The sequence below is a fragment of the Roseomonas sp. SRI_022 genome, assembly GCF_057586215.1.
Map to the genome: position 1 here is coordinate 137,648 of NZ_JBYCZL010000009.1, position 21,889 is coordinate 159,536.

The window sequence follows — 21,889 nt, forward strand, 5'->3', positions numbered from 1 at the left end:
GGATCATTCGGCGCGGATACCGGCCTCGGCGGCCACGCGGCGCCAGGTGGGCACGTCCTCCGCAAGGCGCTGGGCGAGCATATCGGGCGCACTCATCAGCGGTTCCGCACCGAGCGTCGCGAAGCGGGCCCGGAAATCGGCGTCGCTGCGCAGGGCGCCGAGCTCCGCCGACAGGCGCGCGAGGATGGGGTCCGGCAAGCCTTTCGGCGCGGCGATGGCGAACCAGTTCGGCGCGATGTAACCGGGCACGACCTCGACCGCAGCCGGCACATCGGGCACCGCCGGGATGCGCGCCGCGGTCGTGACGGCAAGGATGCGCGCCCTGCCTTCCCGGGCCTGGCCAAGCGTCTCGACCGTGCTGGCGAAGACCACGTCGATATCGCCGGCATAGAGCGCATTGGTCGCCTGTGCGGCGCCACGATAGGGCACGTGGGTGAGGTCGATCTGCGCCACCGCTGCCAGCATGGCGCCCGACAGATGGTTCGAGGACCCGATGCCCGAGGTGCCGTAGGTGATGCCGCCGGGCTTCGCGCGCGCCTCGGTGAGCAGCGCCTGGAGGTTCGCGAAGCGGTGATCGGCGCGCACCACGATCGTGGTCGCGATTTCAGCCACCAGGCTGACGGGCGCGAGATCCGTGCGGGGGTCGAAGCCGAGATTGGCATAGATCGCCGGCAGAATCGCGAGGGAGGAGGAGGTGAGGACGAAGGTGTAACCATCGGGCGGCGCCTGCACCGTCGCGCGTAGCCCGATCGACCCGCCGGCACCGGCGCGGTTGTCGATGATGAAGGGCTGGCCGAGCCGCTCGCGCAGCCGTTCCCCGATCAGCCGGCCGACCGTGTCGATCGGGCCGCCCGGGGCGAACGGGATGATCAGGCGTATCGGACGGGCCGGCCACGCGTCCTGTGCGACGGCTGGGGTCGCCGCCAGTCCGAAGGCCAGGGCCGGCAGGGCGCGTCGCCGCAGGATCCCCGCCGAGCGCGCGGCGCGGCGCGGTTCGGAGCCATTCATGCGTTCCTCCTGTCCCCGTTCAGGCGGCGACGTGGCGGAACGATCCGACAGACGCGGCGCGGGCGCAAGCCGCGCTCAGCGCCGCGCAACCTCGCGCCGGGCGATCCAGGTGGTGGCGGCAAAGATGATCGCCGCGCCGGCGAAGGTCGTGGTCGCCGGCACCTCGGCGAACACCAGCCAGCCGAGCGCCGAGGCCCAGACCATGTCGATGAACTTCACCGGCTGCGTCGCCGACATGTCGGCGATGCGGAAGGCCTCGGTCAGGCACCAGTGCCCGGCGCTGCCGAGCAGGCCCGTCAACAGGAACCAGCCCCATTGCTCGGCCGTGGGCCAGATCCAGCCGGGTACCGCGAATGGCAGGCTGAAGGCCGCGACGGTGATGGCCTGCCAGGCGACGATCACCTCCGGCCGATCGCGCCTCGTCAGCGCCTTGGTGATCAGGAAGGACGCCGCGAAGAGAGGGGCGGAGGAGAGCATCACCAGGGACCAGAAGCCGCCCCCGGTGCCGGTGAACTGCGGCGCCACCACGACCAGCACGCCAAGGAAGCCGAAGCCGGCGGCGATCCAGCGGGCCCGCACGACGGGTTCACCCAGGAACACCACCGCGCCGGCCATGATGAAGATCGGTCCCGTGAAACCGATCGCCGTCATGTCGGCGAGGGGCACGTGCGGCAGCGCCCAGAACCACAGCAGCAGCCCGACGGTATGCACCATGCCGCGCCAACCCTGTCCGCGCAGGTCGTGCGGCCGCCACGCGGCCAGACCGGTGCGCAGCATGAACGGCAGCAGCACGATGAGGCCGGCCAGGTAGCGCAGGAACTGCGTCTGGAACGGAACACATTGTGTTTACAACATCTGGCTGCGCTCATAGGGTTGCGAAAGACCAAGGATTCGGCCGATGTCGCTCGCCTACATCTATGTTCGCTGGTCGTCCGAACAGCAGTCAGACGGCGACTCAGAAACCCGGCAGCTTCGCGACATCATGGCGTGGTGCGAGCGCAAGGGGTTTGAGACCAGCCCGTCGCGGGTCCTCGTGGATCGTGGCAGGTCGGGCTTCGCGGGGGCGCATCTGGCGAGGGGCGAACTCGGCAAGTTCATCCGACAGGTTGAGCTAGGACGCATCCCCGCCGGGTCGGTGCTGGTGGTCGAGGAGTTCGACCGCATCTCCCGACTGCCGATCAGCCAAGCCCGGCGGGTCATCGAGACCCTCACGAAGGCGGGGATCAGGGTCGGAGTCGTGGCATCCGATCAAGTCCTTGATGCCAAGTCGAGTGACGACCTAACGAGTGCGGTCGGCATGCTGCTTCGGGTCCATTTGGCGCACGAGGAATCGAACACCAAGCGACTACGGGGACGGTCGGCGTGGGCTGCGGCTCGCAAGGCAGCCGCCGAGGATGGGTCGCGGATGAACAGCCGGGGTCCGCTGTGGATCGACTACGTCAACGGCAAGTGGATTCTGAACAAATATGCCGCTGCGGTACGGCGTATCTTCGACCTTGCCATCGAAGGGCACGGCCACAAGACCATCGCAACCATTCTCAACCGCGACGCAGCGCCACGCGCGGGCGCCAAAGCGGCATGGACGGCATCCGTCGTGCAATCGATCCTGCGTTCGCATGCTGCCTACGGCGCGTGGCTGCCGAAGACCTGCGTGAAGGGCCTCAAGGAAGAGATGGTCGAGACTGCCGATGGCATCGTCACTGAGTACCGAGTGAAGATCGATACCGCAGAGGCGGACACCGGGATCATCCTCGAATACTACATGGACGCGGCGGTCGTCGATAAGGCGACTTGGGATCGCGCGCAGAACGCGACGCAGTCACGGCGTCGGGGCGGCGGCAATCGCGGGGCACTTCGGAATGTGTTGCAGGGTGTCGTCTACTGCCATGCGTGCGGCGGCCGAATCCAACTTTGGAGTCGAAGCGCGTTGGATCGCGGTGGCATTCTGCATTGCGGTAACGCGATCATCGGCAAGTGCGAAAGTCGCGGCCGTGTCCGTGCCGAGGGGATCGTTGACGAAATCCTCGTGAAGGCGTCCGAGGCGTTCGACATCGTCGCTGCCTCCGCGTCGCCGGAACGGCACCGGCTTGATAACGAGATTGCCGAGCAGAGCGCGCAGCGCGACAGGCTTCAGACGCGTATCGACCGGCTGATGCTTGCCGATGACGATGACGGTCTCGACGCACAGGTCCGGCGCTTCTCGGCGATGATCCGCGACCTCGATGCCGGGATCATCGAGCTACAGCGGAAGCGCGAGGCACTGACCACGAAGCAGGACCGCCCGGCCGAGTACGCGATGCTTCTGAACGCCTACAAGGGCGAGAACGGTCCCGAGCGGGACCGCGCGATACGTCTTCTCAATGGTGCGCTCCGACAGGTCATCGAGCGCATCACGATTGTCCTGAACGACGAGCACGTCGAGGGCATCGTCGGTCCGATCCCGGCGGGCGCGTGGCGAATGCAGACGATCAATGGATGGGCAGAGACGTGGTCGGGTCCGGGCGGATGGCAAACCGCCGTCGACCGGGTCGACCACTACAAGACCATGGTTGACGATCCGAAGTGGCCCAAGAGCATCCGCGACGAAGCTCGCTGGTCCCTCGAAGACATCCTCGCCCGCGACCAGCATGGGCGAGAGATCGCGGAACGGCTCAAGAACGACGACTGACGTCCCGCCACGTCAGCGGGTACCAGCGAATGGTGAACATGGTCCGTTCCTCGATGGACCAGTTGCCCGGGTCTTCTGGCATCTCATGTGCGTCGATCCATTCGAGCATCTTGAACCACTCGTAGGCGTCGCGGGCGATTCGAATGTGATCGGTAGTGCGGTGCATGCCTGCCTTTGTTGTTGCGGCGGCTATCCAGTAGGACCATCTCGAACTTGAAGTCGGCAAGTTTAAAGTCGGTCAACCGAATCGGTTTCCGCATTCCGGTTCACACGAAATGGATGGAGATCTATCCTCGCCGAGCTTATCCAGATCGAAAGGATATCGACATGGCCAAAGAGCCCAAGGAATCGGTCTACGACAACGTGGTGACGGCACTTGATGCGTTGTCCTACGCCGAACTTCTCAAGATCGCCGAACAGGCGTCGAAGATGGCCGACTCGAAGAAGATCGAAGCGAAGCAAGCCCTGATCTTGGAGTTTCAGGAACGGGCCGCTTCGTTGGGTCTTTCGCTGGTCGAAGCGACCGGACGGGGCCGGAAGGGCGCCCGAAAGGCTTCCGGTGTGGCTCCTGCGGGCCGCCCTGCGAAGTACCGTGACCAGCACGGCAACGCGTGGCCGGGTGTCGGACCCCGCCCGGCGTGGCTCAAGGAGGCACTCGACAAGGGGGCGACCTTGGACGACTTCAAAGTCTGACGAAGAATCTTCGTTGGGCATGAACGGCGCCTTCGGGCACCGTTTTGCGTCTAGGCACACGGAATCGCGATGCATAGAGTTCCGCGTCTAGGTTGAGCCGGGGATTCGATGCTGATAGGGGACTGCCGGGACGTCATCCCGGAACTAGTCGATGCTGGAACCCGGTTCGACAGCATTGTCACCGACCCGCCTTATGGGATCTCGGTGTACGGCCTCAAGTGGGACGATGAGATCGCGTTCTCGGTCGACCTCTGGCGCCTTCTCCATGGCGCGTTGAAGCCGGGTGGCTACGTGGCCGCGTTCGCTGCACCTCGAATGCAGCATCGGGTTACGACCGCCATCGAAGACGCGGGCTTCACGATCCTGCCGCCGCTCTACTGGCGCGCAAATCATGGCATCCCGAGGCCGATCAACGTCTCGGAACTGTTCGACCGGGAGAACCTGACGCATCGGAAGATCGTCGGCCTGACCAAGATGTCGGGCATCTGCACCGCCAACCAGCGGTTTGAGCAGCAGCGGCGAAACGGAACCGGCCTTCGGATTAAGTATGAGCGGCATGTCAGCCGCGAGGCAAAGCAGTGGCGCGGTTGGTTTTACGGGAAGAACTCGATCAAGCCGACCATTGAGCCAATCATCATCGCACAGCGCCCAGTCGAGGGGCGGATGATCGACAACCTCCGAGCCCATGGTGTCGGGGCCATGAACATCGACGCCATCCGCCGCAATGGTGACTGGCCAGACCCTATCCTGTCCCATCCACGCGTCCGGTACGGCGCTCATCCGACCCAGAAGCCTCTTGGGCTTATGGAGGATCTCGTACGGCTTCTGACGCCGCTGGGCGGGCACGTGCTGGACCCGTTTGCGGGATCGGGCACGACCGGCATAGCGGCGCGACGGCATGGCTTCCGCTCGACGCTGATCGAGAAGGACCCAACGTTCGGACTCAAGCAGGGCCAGCAGGCGGCCGAATGAAGGGGGCGTCGCTGAGGATCAGAACGAACCAATTCCCCTGAGCGGACCAAGGAACTGAGTGATGAGAAGCAGGATCACGGCAACGACGATCCAGAACCATACGACACCTGCGTTCACGAAGTCCGCCCTCCTACCGTTTGCTCATGGTAGTCCTCGAACGGTTTCGAGTGGCTCCAGTCTACGAGGAACGATTCCGGCCAGTTCGGCAGCCCGATCTTGGCTCAATCACCGCCAGCCACACGCCCGTTGCAAGGGCGGAATCGCCTCCCTCAGGCCACTGATGTCGAACTCAAGTTCTATGCTGCCATCTCTGTGGTACGGCTGAAGCCGCATCAGAAGTCGGCTGCTGTCCATCATCGACCGGATGGTTCGAATCGCGTCGGGCAGGAATATGGACTTCCCGCCTGATCCCACGGGAAACCCTCGCCGCACGGAGGGGCGATTGTCGATTCGGTATGTGGTCATGACGTCACCGAAGCCGAGGTATGTCCCGGTTTCGAGATAGACCTCAGTCCTTCCAGCCCGGCAGCGCAGGATAAGCATGGGGTCGTCGGTCGCGCGCACATTGCTGTCGATGGCGCGGGTGTAGGCAAAAACGGAAACCCGATCCGTAATGCGGTCACGATCCTCGTCTACGCGCCAAGCAGCAAGCGTAGGCGTCGCCACCATCATTCCAAGTACTTGAAGAAGGAGTAGCAACTTCATTCCCGGACCCCACTTCTCTCTAGACGGCGGCGGCTCACAGGAGCGTACCCACAGCCACTCACGCGCGAACATCAGTTGCCGTTTCGAGGAATGCGAGCCGTCGAGGCCCCATTGTATCTTGGCTCTCGCGCCTGTGAAGCCTACGATCACTCGCAATACGGACGCTGGGGGAAAAGATGAGCAATACACGTGTGTTGATCGAGAAGCGCCAGCGTGGGTTTTTCGGATGGTTGTTCCTCTTGGCGTTTATCGGCTTCAATCTGTTGATGGCCTATGCGTTCTTTGCCGGGCTTGCTGGTAACGCCGTTGAGTACGGACGGCTGACGGACGAAGCAAGCCGTGCGGGTTACGCGGTAGGAACTACCATGGGCATGGGCTTCGTCTTGATGATCTGGGCGGCCGGTGACGTGATCCTAGGACTGTTCGTACTTCTCTCACGAGGCAAGAAGGTCATTATCGAGCGCGTGCAGTGAAGGTCATCCCCATCGCAGCTTGAAATGCACCCGGTCGATGTCCTGCCATAGTCGCCATGGCGGAAGCCCGTTCTCGACGATCCAGTTCGGGACGTCGCGAAGCTCACGACCGTGGAGGAACCACATTTCGGTTCCGTCTTCGTGGGTGAAGGCAGGGCCGAAGTCGCGATGTGGTTGACCGTTGATCCACCATTCCTCGGCTCCGGTGCTGCACGTGACAGCCGGGCCGTCCACACGATTCAGTTCGCCGTCCCGGTACCACTCAGTACCTCCATCATCCGGGATGACTGCCGGTCCGTCTTCCCGGTGCTCGCGTCCGAAACGCAACCACGTCGTGCGGCCGTACGCCTCGAAGCAGACCGACGCCATAGCGATTAGGTCTCGCGCCGGGATGCGGCGGCCGTCGCGCGTAATGTTGACTGGGCCGTAGACGTCGAACTCAGTCCGGAGGACATGAATCATCTCCGTCATGCCGCCCCTCCTTTTCAGCCGGGAAGCCGAGACAGGATATCCCCGGCCCTGACGAGCGGAACGTCGCTCAGTTCGGGTTCCTGAACGACGCGCATCGACGTTAGGGAGTTGACCTGCCGAGATAGGTCCTCGAACTGCTGCTCAAGAACTGCAAGAGCTTCCGCGAGCGCGGTGTTGTCTGCGGACACGACCGCGAGCTTCGTCGTCAGGTCGGCGTTGGACCGAGCCGCCGCATCTAACCGCGTGGTCAGCGTCGTCACGATGTCAAGAAGACCGTTGAGAACTTCATCAGCCGCGAGGGGCGTCTCCGGCCTAGTCGAGACCTTTCGGTTCAGTGCCGCGAGGATCGGTCCGCTGCCATGCTTCCCGTGGAACCCGTTCGGGTCGTAGTACTGACGCCAGATGGCGGCGTTCGGTGAAGCGTTCTCGTCCCGGCCGAAGCCATCTTCGACGAAGATCGTATGGCCGTCTGGATAGTGAAGCGTCACGCTCTGGGGAGCGAGCCGATCATCGCGATGCAGAACTACGCAGATGTCGTTCTCCTTGACCAGCCCGACGAGGGAGAACCGGTTAGCGTCGCTCGCGATGCAGCGAACTTTAGCCGCCCGTTCAGCCGTCAGCGTCATCGACGAGACCCGCTTCTGCACCGACTTCACGAACGCGGCTGGCGGCTGCATGGCAGCGTCGTTGACGGCACGGATAGCCTTGCTGAAATCCAGTTCTGGGACCGTGAGGGTGGAAATTTTGACCTTCATCGCGGCCTTGCCGGTGCGAGACTTGGTCGTGGTCTGATGTCGGTTGTCGAAAACCTGCACTTCAGCGAAATCCGTTCTTGCGAACGGAGGAAGAATGTTCATCTCAAATGTCCAACGGTTATGTCTCTGGTTCGAGTAGTTGTGGAGCGGCCTTGCAATGCCGCCCCACGGAACCGTTCGAGACATGCGACGAGGCAATCCCGTCGCGACCGTATTTAGCATCCAAGGCTGGAATCGCCGAATTCATTCGAGGGGAAGTGGGGACGTCGATCTAGTCGGCGACTTCCCCAGCCGTGGGGAGGTCAGGACGTGGGGAAGTCGGGTGTGCGCAGCTTCCCTACTTCCCCGGCCTGACGACAGGGCAACGACGGGATGTCCGAAAAGTGAGGCTGTGCGTACGTTCGGTATCCATCGACATGGATCGGGAATGACGGGGAAGTGGGGAAGTCCTTAGTAACGAAGGGCGGAGACCAGTTCCTCTTACTAAGGACTTCCCCTGCTCGGGGAAGGAAATAGGAGTAACGGGTCTTCAACCCGACAAGTTGGCCGACGCAGACGTACGCTCATCGTGACCGTTCTCGACTAGATCGATCTTGACGGCCGTGCGCTGCGCGCCCGTCCGGACGTCGACCTTCGCCTCCGCTTCGCTGCGCTCCGCTACGGCTCTCGGTCGTCGTCGTGGTTGGTCATCTCGTTTGGTCGGGCAGAGGTTAGCATAGGATGACCGCACACGTCGCTTTGCCGTTCGCAGGTCTAACGAGACCGAAATTCCCGTGGCTGGCCTGTACGACCATCCTATGCCCGTTATGAAGGTCGATCCCGAGTGCCGATCCAAGGGGCGTACTGAGGATCGATCCTCATCACTACCCGGGATTGCCCCGGCTACTTTCCTTCCCGTTTACCTGCTTTGGGGTTTGAAATGGGCGGCGAAGTCGCGCGGTGAACTTCTGCACTTCACCACGCCGTCCTTCGGTCCGGTGTGAAAATCGTCGCCAACTGCGTCGAATGAATTCGGGCGAACCGGCCATAGGTGCTAGAAAGTCGGAACTTCCGGCGTGCTGATACGGGGACCAGAGCCCCTCGACAGTGCCATCACAGAGCCGGATGATTTCGTATTGAGCTACGATGATTCATGAAGCGCTGCTCCCGCTGAGTCGGGACATGGTTGCTGCGATGATCAACGATGATGTCGCGGTGGCAGAGCTTGTGGAATGGATGAGCCTCGACGATCTACGTGACGGACTCCCGGACCTGATTTGCGACCGCATCGAAGGTCGCCTTCCAGCATGGGAAGGGGACGTTGTGTTTGGTGTGCAGCTTTCCGAGCACGACTTTACGCGAATTCAGGTCGAGGCGTCCGGCGTCGAAGTCGCGGTTCGGGATCGTGCGTTCAACTCGCTGATGCGGTCGGTTGTCGCGTTTCTCGATGAAGTCGACGACGCGGATGGCTTCCAGACGGAAGCGGAAGCCGGGTCGTGGCAAGCCCGCTTCCCATACCAGATCTGAACCTAGTGTCCCGACTCCGCAGTCCTACGAACTTCGTTCTCAAGCCACGTGCTCATATTGTCAGTAGCCCGCTGAACTGCTCCGTTTGCTGGAAATCCGGCGAACGGAGCGGGCAGGACATTAGTTTGTACGCTCACCACGGAACGTGACGCGCCCGTTAACCCATCCCCGCCCTCGACAGTTCCGAATACCAAAGAGAAGCTGGTCCTCGCCGTGAGGATTCGCAGTGGCTATCATTCGATAACATTGAGCGCCATCTGAACGCGTGAACGGCGATATCGATATGCCGCTATTTGGCCCGTTCAGAGACCCATACTCGGGCGGTCCAACCGGGGTGATCCTCCATCCGGGCGGAGGACAAACCTCCCGCGAGGTTCGGTTCGGGTCTACACAGTTAGAAGTGGTGGCTTCGATGTGAACCGTCTCCGTCGTAGCAGAAGCATCAGCAGACTGCGCGTTCGCCGATAGACTAAGCACTAGCGAGAAGGGAACGAGGCCGAGCGTTCGCATCAGTTGATCTCCAGTCGGAACGGTGCGGTGGGCGGGCGCGGAGGTGTTTGGGCTCCCGCAGGGACGGAGGCAGGTTGGGTGTTTCCCGTACTCTGTGGCGCCGCACTTCTGGCCCGATCCCATATCGCCTCGATGGGGAGGAACGAAGTCACGAGGCTGATGAAGACAATAACGACAGTCTGAGCGATGGATCGGGCGTCTATCCTGCTTAGAGCGTTCAACATCACGCATAGTGCAATTGATAGGATCGCGACGGCAACGAACGGCACGTAAATTGGGATCGAACTGATGAGTGTGCTGCCCTTCAGGCTGTTGGACATAAGTGCGAGAAGCGCCGAGACTGCCCCAGTTACCGCAAGCCCATCTTTTGTGAGTCCGAGCGCGGTGACATTCGGGTCACCAGCCGACCGATTTTTGTCGCCAGACATACATGCCTCCTAGTGAGGGCGCGACCTCGCCGCCATGGATTGGTGAAGCGGGGCATGCCCGCTTCACCAATGTTCAAATGCGGTCGCAAGATCGCGGGTTGGGGTCTTCCATGACGAGAATATCGATGCGCTGAGTGTTCCCGGCCGACGTCCGAGCCTGCATCTCGTAGCCGCACATCAGGCGCTGAATACGCTGCGATCCGATTGGACTGAGATCTAACGGCTCACTGGCCCCAACAACGGGCGGCGGGTCCATACCGGGAACCGTGGCTGGTGGTCTCTGCGCAACTGGAGACCAACGCAATTCGAGCGTCCCGCCATTGCCGCTTTGATGCGTCATACGAACCATCTGACTCCGGCCCGTGTTGTTGCCGTAGATGGTCCGCCATTGATTATCCGTCACTGTGGCGGCCAGTCGGCTCCGGCCGCGCACAAGACGGGAAAGGCCGTTGACCTGCGCGCTGAGGATGTCGACGTTATCGTCGAGAGCCCCGACGGTACCGCGAAGGTCAGAGGCGGTCCGATCCATTCGATCAGCCCTCTGCTCAAGTGCCGTAATGCGCTCTCCCCAATCGCACCCGCCGAGCACGACAAGCGCGATGGCCAGTAGGGAGCGTTGCATGATCGTGTGCTGCATGATCGATCACGCTGGCCAATTCAAGTCGAGGTCCGGATTGGGGCACTTTGGCAGCTTCTCGCAGACGAAACCGATGATCTGCATGCCCGGGATCTCGATGCCAGCGTCGGTCTTCACGAAGTCATGCGTGGTGCGGTTGGTGTTGCGGGAATAGTTGCCCCGCACCGAGAAGGGTCCCCACCCAACCGAAGCGTTGACCGACAGTTGAGATGCGAAGCTCGTGTCCTCTGTGCTTGACCAGTTGACCCCGATGCTCACCTCCTTGGCGAAGATGACGCTCGTGATGATGGCGGGCATCTCACCGGCGGGCGGATCGCCGCCATCCGAGAACACGGTGTTGTTGATGTTCTTATCGAACTTCCACGCCCGGCTGCGGAAAACGGTGGCGTCGAACCAAGACCGACGAAGCGGGACGTTGACGAGCTTGGCCTTGACCCACGCCTTGCTAGTGTCCGTCTTCATGAAGGTCTTCTGCTCGGCATAATTGCCTCCAGCGCTGACACTCCAGAGCCCAACACCAAAACCGCCGCTCAGGCCGCCACTGGTCTGGCTCGATTCATTGATCTTGTGTTCTTCTTCGTGATTGTAGCTGAACCCAGACCACCCCCCCGCGCTCGCCGCATCCCAGAACTTGTTCGGGAAGTATTTGGTCGGCAGAAAGGTGCCGCCACCAGCCGTTTCCTTCTGGTTGTCTTCGTACGCGTCTTTGAGGAGCGCCCAGTACCGTTGGGGTCCACGCCCGCCTACCGTGGCGATAGTGCTCAGAGCATCTTCGACCTGCTGCTTGACGATCATGAACTTCGCCTTGGCGGCGGTGACCCTCTGGCGGACCGTAGGGCCGACTAGCGCCCATTTGGCTTGCGCCTTGGGGTCGTCCGAATAAAGCGTGTCGGCCTGAAGCATCTTGAGGGCTTCGGAAGCCTGCTGCCATGCAACTTGCCGTTCCAAATAGGCTTCGAACAAGGGCGTCTCAGCGATCCGGGTTGTTGCTCCGCCGTCAAGGCCGATAGTGTCGATTTCGCGATACAGCAGCTTGTGCGCAGCGTTCAGGGAGTTCTGTTCCTGAATGGAGAGTTGAACTTGCGGAAGAATCGCATCGCGCAGCATCATCCCGTAGGCTTCGTATAGCTTGACGGTACCGGCGGTGAAGCGCCCCCGCACAGGCGGGGCGGAGTTCACCAGCGCACTCCAGTCCGCCATGGCTTCATTCTGCTGTGGAGTCGGAGATACGAAGCCAAAATCGACGTCCTCTTGCGAGATTGCGATACCGGGCATGCAGAACGACACAAAGCTGTTTTCCGGCATGGCGAAAGTCGTACCATCGGCTGGGCCGGTGATGATCTGTTGCAGCTTGATCATCATCGCATTGAGGGTCTCGATGTCAGCCATTGTTCGTTCTCCCTAATGTCGCGTTGAAGCATCCTCACCCTTGCGGGCGATGGCGAGATCGCTCACCAGAAATACACTTGGAAGGATCGGCGCGCCGGATCAGGCTGTAGGGAGAAACCCTTGATCCTTCCTATTCTCGAAACATCATCTGCGCGGCTCGTACTTAGCTACGACGCATGCTTGATGATGATCGATTAGCGTTGAACGATTTTTTGTTGCCCTGCAGGCGCTCGTTACGCAGCAGGATGTGCTCACGCTATCGAGCGAGCGGTGGCGTGACAACCAAAAAATTCGCTCGCGCGTTGATTGGCAGGCAGCTAGGTGTCCAAAAAAACGAGCATCGGCGCTCGCGATCTTGCTTGAGAACCTAGGACTGGTATTCCGGTTCTGGCAGGTTGTCGCCGCTCTTGGCTTTGCTCGGTCCCCGACTGCATGCTCGGCAGGGCGAGCGGCGACGTTCAAGCTCCTTTGAAAGCCGTCTATAGTTTCCCAATGCTCGATTCCGAGGACGACAAGCTGCTGGCGGCCGTGGACCGCCTCGATGACGCAGCCGAATGCCTTCGTCGATCCGACGCTCCGCCAGCCGAGATCGCCGGACTGGTCCGTCTCATCGCAGACGTCCAGCGCGGGATCGTGGCCATGACCGGCGAGCCGCCGAAGCGGAAGGGCGCAAGCCGCTTCGTGGCCCTGCACCCGATCCACTAGACCGGTCGACGACGGCCTCGGCCTTCCTCGATGGAGACGAGTGAACCGGGAGGTCGGGCATGAGGCTCAGCCTTCAAGCCAACGAGCGTCGCTTCCGCCAATGCCGCCCTTGGTCGCGACGATATCGAGATCCACGAAGGGGTTACCGTCGAGAAGGACATGTCCTGCTGCCGACATGGCGCTCGACAGCGCGGTGAAGAAGTCGGAGCGAAGTTCGTCATCAGCGTATCGGTTCCGCCTGCCGACGAAACTGCCCATGCGCCACGCGACAGGCCCCACGCGCTCGACTTCCGCGATCAGCGGCAACGGCATCTCGGTAGTCAGCAGCACGACCTCTCCGGCGATCATACGGCGGTAATGGTCAAGGCCACCCCCGGCGAACTGGACGAGGCAGTTGTTGAGGCGACGTCCGACGCGCTTGAGGTCCGCGACATCGTTGATGTGGTACCAGCCGTCCGGGCTCGCGAACGGCAAGGGCGGTCCCTGAACTCGACCGAAGTCAGTCTCGATCCTCCGGTGGATGGCCCGCCAGCCCGAGCCGCGCGGCAGGGCTTCGATGTCGTGTGCAACGCCGAGGGCGCGCAGCAGGGCGAGAACACCAGCTAAGGCACGTCCACGCAGCAGGTCGCGTCCGATGGCATGCTGTGCGGCGAGCATGACCGGGTCGCGTCCGTACTGCTCGGCAAGGTCCACGGCCGCCGTATCAATAGGATCTGCCCGAAGGACGAAATCCAAAGCCGGGCCATGCAAGGCTGCGTTCAGGCGGAGATAGAAGGATCCTTCTCGAACCCTGTTCCCGGCACGCCCCAGCAGACCAAAAAGTCGGGGATGTGGGTCCGGCATCACGAGGGGCAGCAAATCCCGGACATCTTCGTCATTGAGATTTCGGGCGATCTCGGAAGTCGGAGTTCCTGCATTGATCGCCCGGTCGACATAGATCGCGACGGCATGGACGATACGCGGCGATGCCAAGGCCAGCCGTTGACCGAGAGTCGGTTCTGCGACGATCAATTTCGCGATGATGGGGGAGAGGTGACTCCCCCAAACGCGATTCAACATCGGCGCACATTCGTGCCCAGCAGTCATCTCCGTCGAGGTCATTGAGTCTTTTTATCAGGAATCTCGAAAAACGTCGATGCGATTTGTCGTTTGGAACCTCGAATTCTGACCGTAGGGGCGATTTTGATTCCGGGCGGTTGTCGGTATCCGGAACTGCTCGGAACCTGTTTCAAAAGTCTCTGGCGTATCACCCAGACCGTCCGGGTCGCGTTGGCGAAAGTTTCGGCGTCCCATTCAGAAGGAAATTGGTTGACGCCGAAGCAGTTCTGATTCTCTTCAGCGCCGTGAAGCGACTGGCAATTTACGCTCGGGACACAAACCGGCTTTCGACTTCGGCTTCCCAGCAGGAAGTCGCTCTCCGTCATCTCGCCACCGAACTCGGATATCAGCCCATTCGGGTCTTTCGGGATGCCCCGTCGCGTCATGCCCGCGCCCGGGAGCCCCGGAAGGGTCTGTCTGCCTTGATGCACGCGGTCCGGTCCGGGCACATCGACGTGGTCGCGATCTGGTCGCTCCCTGTCGTCGGCGGGTCGCCGACCGCGTTGGGGAAGTTCCTCGTGAGCCTCCGGGACGCGGGCGTCCGGTTGCTGGTCCATGACGTTGCCCCACAGCGGGCCGTAGCGGAGGGCGCGGCCCTTCTGGCGGCCGGGCCGCATTTGGCGGATCTCGGCCGGGCGGAACGACGTCGTCGGACGCTGGACGGGCAGGCTCAGGTGGTGGCAGCCGGGCAGCATATCGGGCGTCCTCGGGTGCCGGATGACAGGGTCCAGAAGGTCCGTGCGGCGCTCGCGGGTGGGGCTGGAATCCGGGCCGCTGCCCGGATCGGTGGAGTGTCGCCCGCGTCGGCGCTGCGGATCGCGCGGGCGGCTTCGCCAGACGCGGACGCGGGCTGCCTAACCCATCCGGATGCGCAGCCCTCGGCTTGATGGTCCCTCACGCCCGTGGCGGCGGTATTCAACCTCTCAGCCCTTGCGCAATACTGATTCGGCGGGTGATCCTTCAGTCCGAAGAAATACCTGCGCAAGGAAGCCCCACAGGGTCTTGAGTTTCGGGACCCAGTTCATGGCTGTCCGGCGCACGAAAAGGACTGCCAGAACACATGACCGGGGCCGAACAGGCAAGGCACACCGAGCAGACTGCGCTCATCTGGTCCATCGCGGAACTCCTGCGCGGGGACTACAAGGCTTCCGACTGCGGGAAGGTAATCCTGCCTTTCACGGTCCTTCGGCGTCTCGACTGTCTGCTGGAGCCGAAGAAGGACGCCATCCTCAAGGCGGCTGCCTCGATCCCGGCCGCAGCCGACGAGGAGATGCGTGAAGCCATCCTGAACCGGGCAGCCGGGCATTCCTTCCACAACGCCTCGAAGTTCACGTTTGCGCTTCTGAAGTCCGACCCGGCTGGGATCGCGGACAACATTCGCGACTACGTCAACGGCTTCTCCCCCACGGTTCGTGACGTCTTCCTCGCGCGGTTCGACATCACCGCACAGATCGCACGGCTGGACGCGGCGAACCTGCTGTATCTCGTCGTCTCCCGCTTCGCCGATGTCGATCTTCACCCGGATCGCGTCTCGAACCTTGCGATGGGTTACGTCTTCGAGGAACTGATCCGGCGGTTTGCCGAACAGTCGAATGAGACGGCCGGTGAGCATTTCACACCGCGCGAGGTCATCCGCCTCATGGTGAACCTCCTGCTCACGGAGGACACCGACGCACTTACGCAGCCCGGCGTGATCCGGTCGATTTACGACCCCGCATGTGGCACTGGCGGGATGCTCTCGGTCGCTGAGGAGTATCTGCGAGAACTGAACCCACAGGCGCGGCTGGTCGCGTTCGGGCAGGAGTTGAACCCAGAGTCATTCGCGGTCTGCAAATCGGACCTCCTGATCAAGGGGCAGGACGCGAGCAACATCGCCTTTGGGAACTCCTTCACCGAGGACGGCCACTCGGGCCGCGCCGTCGACTACTGCATCTCGAACCCACCCTTTGGCGTGGACTGGAACATGACGTCGGCGGTCCTTTTTGGGCAGCCGCATCGCAGAATCAGCATGCGGAACGCGTCCGAAAGTGTCGTCGGCGACGGCATACGCAATGTCGAAAAAAGCTGAAAGCTGAGTCGGGAGTCAGATTGCCATGTCGGCACGCACATCACCGGAGCCTTTGGCGAGCGGTAAGATCAGTTATATTCGCCTGAAGGACTTCGACCGCGCGCTTTCAGCGCTCTTTAATGGTGGGGGCCTTGGCCAAAAGCGCGCAGAAAAAGTTCATGGAATTCTCGGAAGGCTTGGCATCGAGGAAGAGCCGTTTCGGGGTGTCCCTGTAACTAATCATGGCGAAAATCGAATCGATCATGCGGTGAAGTATGACTTGGGGGATGGTTACCGCCTCGTGACCGTTCAGAATGATTCGGCGTGTTTCTTTTGTTACGCGGGAACACACTCAGATGCCGACAAGTGGATCAACTCCAATTCGGGACTGAAGCCCGCCCGAGACAAGGACGGTCGTTGGAAGCGTGTCTATGAAAGCGGCAAGCTGCCTGACGAGATGATCCGCCGCGAAACCGTTCCAACGCGCGGCAAGATCATGGATAGACTCGCTGAAGAACATCATGATTTCCTACTCGAAGGAGTTTCTCCAAGGTTGGTGGCGCAGTTGTACGCCCTCGATGAGGCATCGATATCGGATGATGTGCGGGATATCTGTGAACGAGTCCCTGATGTAGAAAAAGGGCGACTAGTCTACGACGTAATGTGTCTACTTCTTGCTGGAGATGTGGAAGGAGCAGAGTCGAGCATTGGCTTGGCTAAGGGGGATGTCCGACCTCTCGACGATCTGGACCCTGCGGAGCTTCTAGAGATTGCGGATGGCGCCGAAATGCGGCGCATTCGAGTGGGTAGTCCAGAACATGCAGAATGGCTGGATAGATTCTCGCGCTCGGCACCATACTTCGACTGGCTCCTGCATATGCATCCCGAGCAAGAAGCCACCGTCAAGGCAGATTTTGAAGGTCCTGCGCAGTTGTCGGGTGTTAGTGGCTCCGGGAAGACCTGCGTTGCGGTTCGCCGTGCTGTCAGGCTCGCGAGTGAGGCGGAGGGGCGCCGAGTACTGGTAGTGACGCTCAATAGGAGTTTGTCGGGACTCATCGAACGCTTGGTTGAGGCGGCGTCACCGACTGAGGAATGTCGCTCACGGATACATGTCACGTCTTTCTTCCAGCTTTGCCAGCAGATTCTAAATGAGAGAGAACCGCAGAATGCGCGTCTCTACGATGATGTTACATGGAAGCTGGGAGAGCACATGGATGAAGTTTTTCGAGAATATTATCGGTGTTGGAACAATAACGTCGACGCGCGCGTTCTATGGCCCGTGCATCAAAGCCTCGCTGCGCGAGGCGTTTGGGCGGAGACCTATGTTCGGGAGGAGTTTGATTGGATCAGGACGGCCGTTAAGCCGTGGGGGCGCGAGCATTATAACCAGCTTGAGCGGATCGGACGCAAACTCCCACTGACTTCCGATTGGCGCACTCTCCTACTTGCGGGTCTATCCGGGTGGGAGAAGAAGATGCGTGATGTCGGTGTGATCGACTATCTCGGATTAACGACAGCCGTTCTCGCTCATGAGATTGCATTGTTGCCCGTATACGATGCTGCAATCATCGACGAGGCGCAAGATTTCGGAACCACTGAGTTGGGGATCATCAGGAGGCTGGTTAAGGAAGGAAGGAATGATCTCTTCTTGTGCGGCGACATAGCGCAGCACGTGCTTCCCAAGCATCGTACTTTAAGTGACGCTGGTATCCTGACGCATGGAAGGTCTCGACGAATCACGAGAAACTACCGAAACACTAGAGAGATCCTGAAGGCGGCGTTCAATGTGTTGATGAAGAATCTCGATGAGACTTTGATTGATTCATCTGATTTGGAGCTTCTGGACCCCGTTCTCGCGAACCGCTCGGGTGCACTTCCAATGGTGTTGTCTGCATCGAGTTTGGAGGAGGAGATAGCCCGTGCCCGCAGCTTTGTAGATGTCGACCTTGAAGACCATCCCGAGCATCGATGCTGCATTGCGTTGGCTGGATACTCATTGCGGGAGGTGCAATTCTATGCAGAAAAACTTGGAATTCCCGTCTTAGATGGTACCCACGATCCGGCAGAAGTGGGGCTTGTATTGTCAGATCTGGAGCAGACCAAAGGCTACGAATTCAACATTATGCTTATTGTGAACTGCCGTGACGGTGTATTGCCGCCGAGAGATATGCCTGAGGAAGAGTCTTTCAGGCATGGCTGTCTGCTGTATGTGGCAATGACAAGGGCGCGTGACGAGCTTTATCTGTTTAGTTCAGGCAGCGTTAGTCCGTGGCTCGAAAATGCAAAGGGAGATCTGCATTTCGACGAGGCAAAAGATCTAATGCCTTTGAATGAGGCGTACCTATTGCCCCCGCCGTCCAAGCTTCCACAAACGGAGCTTGGTGACAATGATGATGTTGGTCTGATGAATGGATGGGAATACACACATACCCCGCACGCCGTCGGCCTTTCTGCTGAGGCTCTAGCTAAGCTCGTAGAGGTGGTCGATGGTGTCGGACTGCGACGTGGAAAAGAGTCGGTGAAGTGGAAAAGTGTACGCGCGCTCGCTCATGATCTTCAATTCTCCCCCCGCGCTCGCTTTCTCGTCGGGCCACGCGTGCAGGAGGAGCTACGAAAGAATTTTGAGGGCCGTTTCTGATGTCGACGTCAGTGATTTAAATGGCTGTCGGCGCATGGGCGCTCACCATTTGAAGCGGGTATCAGGCTCCAAGGTACGGAACTCGGATATCGGGATAAGTAGATCGCCATGAGTTTGAGGTCGAAGGAACTCGTCTACGGCCGTTATGTGATCAGGACGCTGGTGGTCGGCGCTAAGGTGAAGGCCCGAGCCTTCTTGGGGCTATGTGCTGTGGCCGACGCCAAAGGTGGAGCGCACGATGAAGCCGTACTGAGCAAGAAGGTGGCGCTCAACCGACGCGGCGCCGAGCAGCTTGCCGCGAGGAACAACTCCATTCCGACCGCCGATGAGTTCGCCGACGCGTTCAGCCGTCTCGATGGGCAGATCGGCAGACATCACTGGTTGATGCTCAAGGCCCTCTATGAGGCGTCGGGCAGGACGCTCACCGCCACCCTGATCGCGGCGGCTGCCGGATACGACAGCTACTCATCGGCGAACTAGCACTCGGCCTCCTCAGCAGGATGATTGCCGAGGATCTCGATTACCGACCCGCTAGGCGGAATTATGGAACCACGATGTGGACTACGACGCTGGCAACGGGCGCAGGTCCCGGTCCCGAAAGAGAGGATGGCCAATGGCAGTGGCGAATGCGAGACGAGGTGGCCAATGCTCTTGGGCGCATGAACATAGGAACAAAGGGCGCATGAATGCCTGAAGCCAGTGTACCCCGAGCGGAGGCGGTAAGGCTGTCGTGGAACGAGGTCAGGATTTTGGTATGACCCAGACGTGGCTATTTCAGGCGAACCCGAAAACCTTCGACATCGACGGTTTCCTCGGGACACGACCGTCTGAGTTTTCTTGGCTGGTGACGCGCAGCGGGGACCGCATGCGCGTCGGAGATCGGGTGTTTGTCTGGCGCGCTGTGGCGGGAGAGGACGAGGCCCGCAGCGGCGTGGTCGGCGAGACTGAGATCGCGGACCTTCCCTCAGAACGCCCCGATGACGCCGCGTCCCAACCATTCTGGCGCACTGGCGATCCGACGGCGTCACGCCTTCGGGTGAGCCTGCGGACGGTCCGCATCGCGGGTGTCGCGAAGGAGGTCGTACAGCGGAAGTGGGCACTGGAGGACCCAGTGCTGCGCGACATGACGATCTTGAAGGCTCCTAACGCTACGAACTTCCTGCTCACCGCCGAGCAGGCAGCGCGGCTCTCCGCCCTGTGGGCCAAAACTGGGCGCAACTTCACTTACGCCGAGTCCGTCGCCGCGCTCTGGGTCTACAACGAGACCTACGGCGGCCCCGTGTCCGGCTTGTCCGGCTCTCCCGTGGCAGACATGGCACTGCGGATCGGTCGAGCGGTTCCCGGCGTTTACAACAAGGTTATGAACTTCCGTCATCTCGATCCGCGTGACACTCGGAAGGGATTGTCGGGCGGTGGCGGCGTGGACGACATGGTCTGGACGAGGTTCTTTGAACCGGTAAGCGGGACCCTAAACGGCGATGCGCTTGATGCTGAGTATCGGAGGCTATGGGCGGACGCCGAGGCAGGTCCTCCCGACGTGGCCATTGCGCAAGATGAGGCCGTCGAGCGGGAAGCGAGGAGGCTGGCGTCGGAGCCTCTGGCTTCGCTGATGGCCCGGCATCGCGCAGCGAGCCGTCCACCGAAGCCGAAGGTGATCGCCGCTCCCAACCAGAGGTTCGAGCGTGACCCGCTGATCGTGGCGATTGCAAAGGTGCGGGCTGGGTTTCGCTGCGAAGTGACCAACTGCTCGCACCCCACGTTCGTTGACCGCGACGGCCGCCCCTATTGCGAGGTCCACCATATCGATCCGCTTGCCGCAGGAGGAGACGACACACCGGAGAATGCGGCCTGCGTCTGCCCAGCGCACCATCGCGAGGCTCACCATGGGGTCCATTCGACGAAGATCAGGGAGTGCTTGTTGAATCTCCGTCGCGCCGATCATCAAAGCGCGGCCATAGGCACTCTGGAGGGCCGCACATCGGTGAGTGCCGGGCTTCATGAGCGCGAGGGGAGGCTCTCGCCGTGACGTCGAGGGTAGTCGCTTACAGCCGCTACGTGATCCAAACCCTCGCCATAGGCACGAAGGTGAAGGCGCGCTCGCGACCGAAGCTTGTGCAGCGCCGCAACACCAACGGGTTCGACATCGATTCCGCTGCTGTGGCGCATGCTTCGGCGTAGTCGAGCGATGCCAGTTAGCTTCACGTTCGCTCGGTCAGCCGAAGGCGAGCCCATCCAATCGCTCTGGCGCATGTTACGGGCATTGCTCGTCCTTGCCGCCACGGCCGTCGTCGTGCCAGTCGTTCCGGCCGTTGCGCAAGTCTCGGCCGAGGAGAACCTGCGAACCTGCACGGATGGGCGATACCCCGCGCTCTGTGACCGAACACGCCTCACTCCCACACAGCGGCAGACTGCGGATGCGGCAGAGCGTCGGGCCAACCTCAACACCTGCCTCGATGGACGCTACCCCGCACTCTGTCGTCATGCGCTACTCTCGCCCGACGAGCGGCAGCGGGTTGATGCGGCGGAGAGGCGCGCGAACTTCGAGGTCTGCCAGACCGGGCGGACCCCTGCGTTATGCCGTCGCAACCTCCTGACCGCAGAACAAGCGCGCGTAGTTGATGGGGCGGAACGCCAGCACAATCTGGCCGTCTGTCTCGATGGCCGCTATTCAAGTCTCTGCCGACGTTCGTTGCTAACGCCGGATGAGCAACGTCGCGTTGTGAACGCGGAGCAGCGCGCAGCGGCTCAAGGAGCCTCGCCGACGGCTCCACGCACCGGATCCGTGCCTCCGGCGGTGCGCGCTCCCGCCCAGCGTCGGCCACGGCTGTCCGATTGCGAAGACGGGTTGTGGATAGATAGCGTCGCGGCAAATGGCGCTGTCCTGATCCTCAGCGACGGCTCTGTCTGGAGAGTTGACCCGGTGGATACCGTGATCTCCTCCATCTGGTTGCCAGTCACCGATGTGCTCGCCTGTGACGACCGAATCATCAACATCGATGATCGAGAGGAAGTTATGGCGAGGAGGGTGCGATGACGGGCTCGGGCGTGGATCAGGGTTCTGGTGAAGCGCATCCTACGGAAGTTCGGCTATCCGCCGGACTTGCAGGATGCGGCCGTCCAGAACGTGCTCCAGCAGGCTGAGGCTCTGTCGGCGATGTGGGCGGCATGAACTCCGGATTTGTTAGT

21 protein-coding genes and 1 pseudogene are annotated in these 21,889 nt (G+C 61.2%); 12 read left to right on the forward strand and 10 right to left on the reverse strand.

The window, feature by feature from the left end; genetic code table 11:
- Positions 1-3: 3 nt before the first annotated feature.
- From AC2YHJ_RS11365 to AC2YHJ_RS11375, 3 genes and pseudogenes are all read right to left on the reverse strand, one after another.
- The gene (locus tag AC2YHJ_RS11365; RefSeq protein WP_487396105.1) at positions 4-1,008 is read right to left on the reverse strand and encodes a Bug family tripartite tricarboxylate transporter substrate binding protein; all 1,005 of its coding nucleotides are present in this window, start codon (positions 1,006-1,008) and stop codon (positions 4-6) included.
- A gap of 75 nt (positions 1,009-1,083) precedes the next feature.
- Complete coding sequence (locus AC2YHJ_RS11370; RefSeq protein ID WP_487396184.1) at positions 1,084-1,545, reverse strand: EamA family transporter; 462 nt, start codon at positions 1,543-1,545, stop codon at positions 1,084-1,086.
- A pseudogene (locus AC2YHJ_RS11375) lies at positions 1,543-1,830 on the reverse strand (EamA family transporter); the annotation flags it as partial. The gene AC2YHJ_RS11370 and the pseudogene AC2YHJ_RS11375, both read right to left, overlap by 3 nt.
- Before the next feature lie 76 nt (positions 1,831-1,906).
- Here AC2YHJ_RS11375 and AC2YHJ_RS11380 point away from each other — a divergent pair.
- Positions 1,907-3,676 (forward strand): recombinase family protein, encoded by a 1,770-nt coding sequence (locus AC2YHJ_RS11380; RefSeq protein WP_487396106.1) that lies wholly within the window; start codon positions 1,907-1,909, stop codon positions 3,674-3,676.
- Here the strand turns inward: AC2YHJ_RS11380 and AC2YHJ_RS11385 are convergent.
- A complete protein-coding gene (locus tag AC2YHJ_RS11385) occupies positions 3,660-3,842 on the reverse strand; it encodes a hypothetical protein (protein WP_487396108.1) in 183 nt (60 codons plus the stop codon). The two genes, AC2YHJ_RS11380 and AC2YHJ_RS11385, sit on opposite strands and share 17 nt — an antisense overlap.
- Positions 3,843-4,003: 161 nt before the next feature.
- Here AC2YHJ_RS11385 and AC2YHJ_RS11390 point away from each other — a divergent pair, with 161 nt between their 5' ends.
- Positions 4,004-4,369: an H-NS histone family protein gene (locus tag AC2YHJ_RS11390; protein ID WP_487396109.1), complete on the forward strand. Its 366-nt coding sequence runs from the start codon at positions 4,004-4,006 to the stop codon at positions 4,367-4,369.
- 108 nt (positions 4,370-4,477) lie between these two features.
- Entirely contained in the window at positions 4,478-5,341 is an 864-nt protein-coding gene (locus AC2YHJ_RS11395; protein ID WP_487396110.1) for a DNA-methyltransferase, read from the forward strand.
- A gap of 225 nt (positions 5,342-5,566) precedes the next feature.
- Here the strand turns inward: AC2YHJ_RS11395 and AC2YHJ_RS11400 are convergent, their stop codons facing one another.
- Positions 5,567-6,046: a type VI secretion system-associated protein TagO gene (locus AC2YHJ_RS11400; RefSeq protein WP_487396111.1), complete on the reverse strand. Its 480-nt coding sequence runs from the start codon at positions 6,044-6,046 to the stop codon at positions 5,567-5,569.
- Positions 6,047-6,222: 176 nt separating this feature from the next.
- Between AC2YHJ_RS11400 and AC2YHJ_RS11405 the strand changes: the two genes are divergently transcribed.
- Positions 6,223-6,519 (forward strand): hypothetical protein, encoded by a 297-nt coding sequence (locus AC2YHJ_RS11405; RefSeq protein ID WP_487396112.1) that lies wholly within the window; start codon positions 6,223-6,225, stop codon positions 6,517-6,519.
- Between the two features lie 3 nt (positions 6,520-6,522).
- Here the strand turns inward: AC2YHJ_RS11405 and AC2YHJ_RS11410 are convergent, their stop codons facing one another.
- Both AC2YHJ_RS11410 and AC2YHJ_RS11415 read right to left on the reverse strand, forming a co-directional pair.
- Positions 6,523-6,990 (reverse strand): hypothetical protein, encoded by a 468-nt coding sequence (locus AC2YHJ_RS11410; RefSeq protein ID WP_487396113.1) that lies wholly within the window; start codon positions 6,988-6,990, stop codon positions 6,523-6,525.
- A 14-nt stretch (positions 6,991-7,004) separates the two neighbouring features.
- Positions 7,005-7,847: a hypothetical protein gene (locus tag AC2YHJ_RS11415; protein ID WP_487396114.1), complete on the reverse strand. Its 843-nt coding sequence runs from the start codon at positions 7,845-7,847 to the stop codon at positions 7,005-7,007.
- A gap of 1,023 nt (positions 7,848-8,870) precedes the next feature.
- Here AC2YHJ_RS11415 and AC2YHJ_RS11420 point away from each other — a divergent pair.
- Complete coding sequence (locus tag AC2YHJ_RS11420; RefSeq protein ID WP_487396115.1) at positions 8,871-9,251, forward strand: hypothetical protein; 381 nt, start codon at positions 8,871-8,873, stop codon at positions 9,249-9,251.
- A 1,011-nt stretch (positions 9,252-10,262) separates the two neighbouring features.
- On the opposite strand, the gene AC2YHJ_RS11425 is transcribed toward AC2YHJ_RS11420, so the two are convergent.
- Positions 10,263-10,826 carry a hypothetical protein gene (locus tag AC2YHJ_RS11425; protein ID WP_487396116.1) on the reverse strand — a complete coding sequence of 188 codons (564 nt, stop codon included), beginning with the start codon at positions 10,824-10,826 and terminating at the stop codon, positions 10,263-10,265.
- Between the two features lie 6 nt (positions 10,827-10,832).
- Positions 10,833-12,215 carry a hypothetical protein gene (locus AC2YHJ_RS11430; RefSeq protein ID WP_487396117.1) on the reverse strand — a complete coding sequence of 461 codons (1,383 nt, stop codon included), beginning with the start codon at positions 12,213-12,215 and terminating at the stop codon, positions 10,833-10,835.
- A gap of 492 nt (positions 12,216-12,707) precedes the next feature.
- On the opposite strand from AC2YHJ_RS11430, the gene AC2YHJ_RS11435 reads away from it, so the two are divergent.
- On the forward strand, positions 12,708-12,920 hold the full coding sequence (locus AC2YHJ_RS11435; RefSeq protein ID WP_487396118.1) for a hypothetical protein: 213 nt from the start codon (positions 12,708-12,710) through the stop codon (positions 12,918-12,920).
- A gap of 66 nt (positions 12,921-12,986) precedes the next feature.
- Here the strand turns inward: AC2YHJ_RS11435 and AC2YHJ_RS11440 are convergent, their stop codons facing one another.
- Positions 12,987-14,021 (reverse strand): hypothetical protein, encoded by a 1,035-nt coding sequence (locus AC2YHJ_RS11440; RefSeq protein ID WP_487396120.1) that lies wholly within the window; start codon positions 14,019-14,021, stop codon positions 12,987-12,989.
- A gap of 242 nt (positions 14,022-14,263) precedes the next feature.
- On the opposite strand from AC2YHJ_RS11440, the gene AC2YHJ_RS11445 reads away from it, so the two are divergent.
- The 6 genes from AC2YHJ_RS11445 to AC2YHJ_RS11470 all read left to right on the forward strand — a co-directional run bounded on the left by AC2YHJ_RS11445 (position 14,264) and on the right by AC2YHJ_RS11470 (position 21,872).
- The gene (locus AC2YHJ_RS11445) at positions 14,264-14,905 is read left to right on the forward strand and encodes a recombinase family protein (RefSeq protein ID WP_487396185.1); all 642 of its coding nucleotides are present in this window, start codon (positions 14,264-14,266) and stop codon (positions 14,903-14,905) included.
- Between the two features lie 173 nt (positions 14,906-15,078).
- Positions 15,079-16,086, forward strand: a complete 1,008-nt coding sequence (locus AC2YHJ_RS11450; protein ID WP_487396122.1) for a type I restriction-modification system subunit M — start codon at positions 15,079-15,081, stop codon at positions 16,084-16,086.
- Positions 16,087-16,111: 25 nt separating this feature from the next.
- Positions 16,112-18,703, forward strand: coding sequence for a UvrD-helicase domain-containing protein (locus tag AC2YHJ_RS11455; RefSeq protein WP_487396123.1), 2,592 nt, complete (start codon positions 16,112-16,114; stop codon positions 18,701-18,703).
- Between the two features lie 108 nt (positions 18,704-18,811).
- Positions 18,812-19,183 carry a hypothetical protein gene (locus AC2YHJ_RS11460; protein WP_487396124.1) on the forward strand — a complete coding sequence of 124 codons (372 nt, stop codon included), beginning with the start codon at positions 18,812-18,814 and terminating at the stop codon, positions 19,181-19,183.
- 274 nt (positions 19,184-19,457) lie between these two features.
- On the forward strand, positions 19,458-20,729 hold the full coding sequence (locus AC2YHJ_RS11465) for an EVE domain-containing protein (protein ID WP_487396126.1): 1,272 nt from the start codon (positions 19,458-19,460) through the stop codon (positions 20,727-20,729).
- A gap of 1,023 nt (positions 20,730-21,752) precedes the next feature.
- Entirely contained in the window at positions 21,753-21,872 is a 120-nt protein-coding gene (locus tag AC2YHJ_RS11470) for a type I restriction enzyme endonuclease domain-containing protein (protein WP_487396187.1), read from the forward strand.
- Positions 21,873-21,889: the final 17 nt, after the last annotated feature.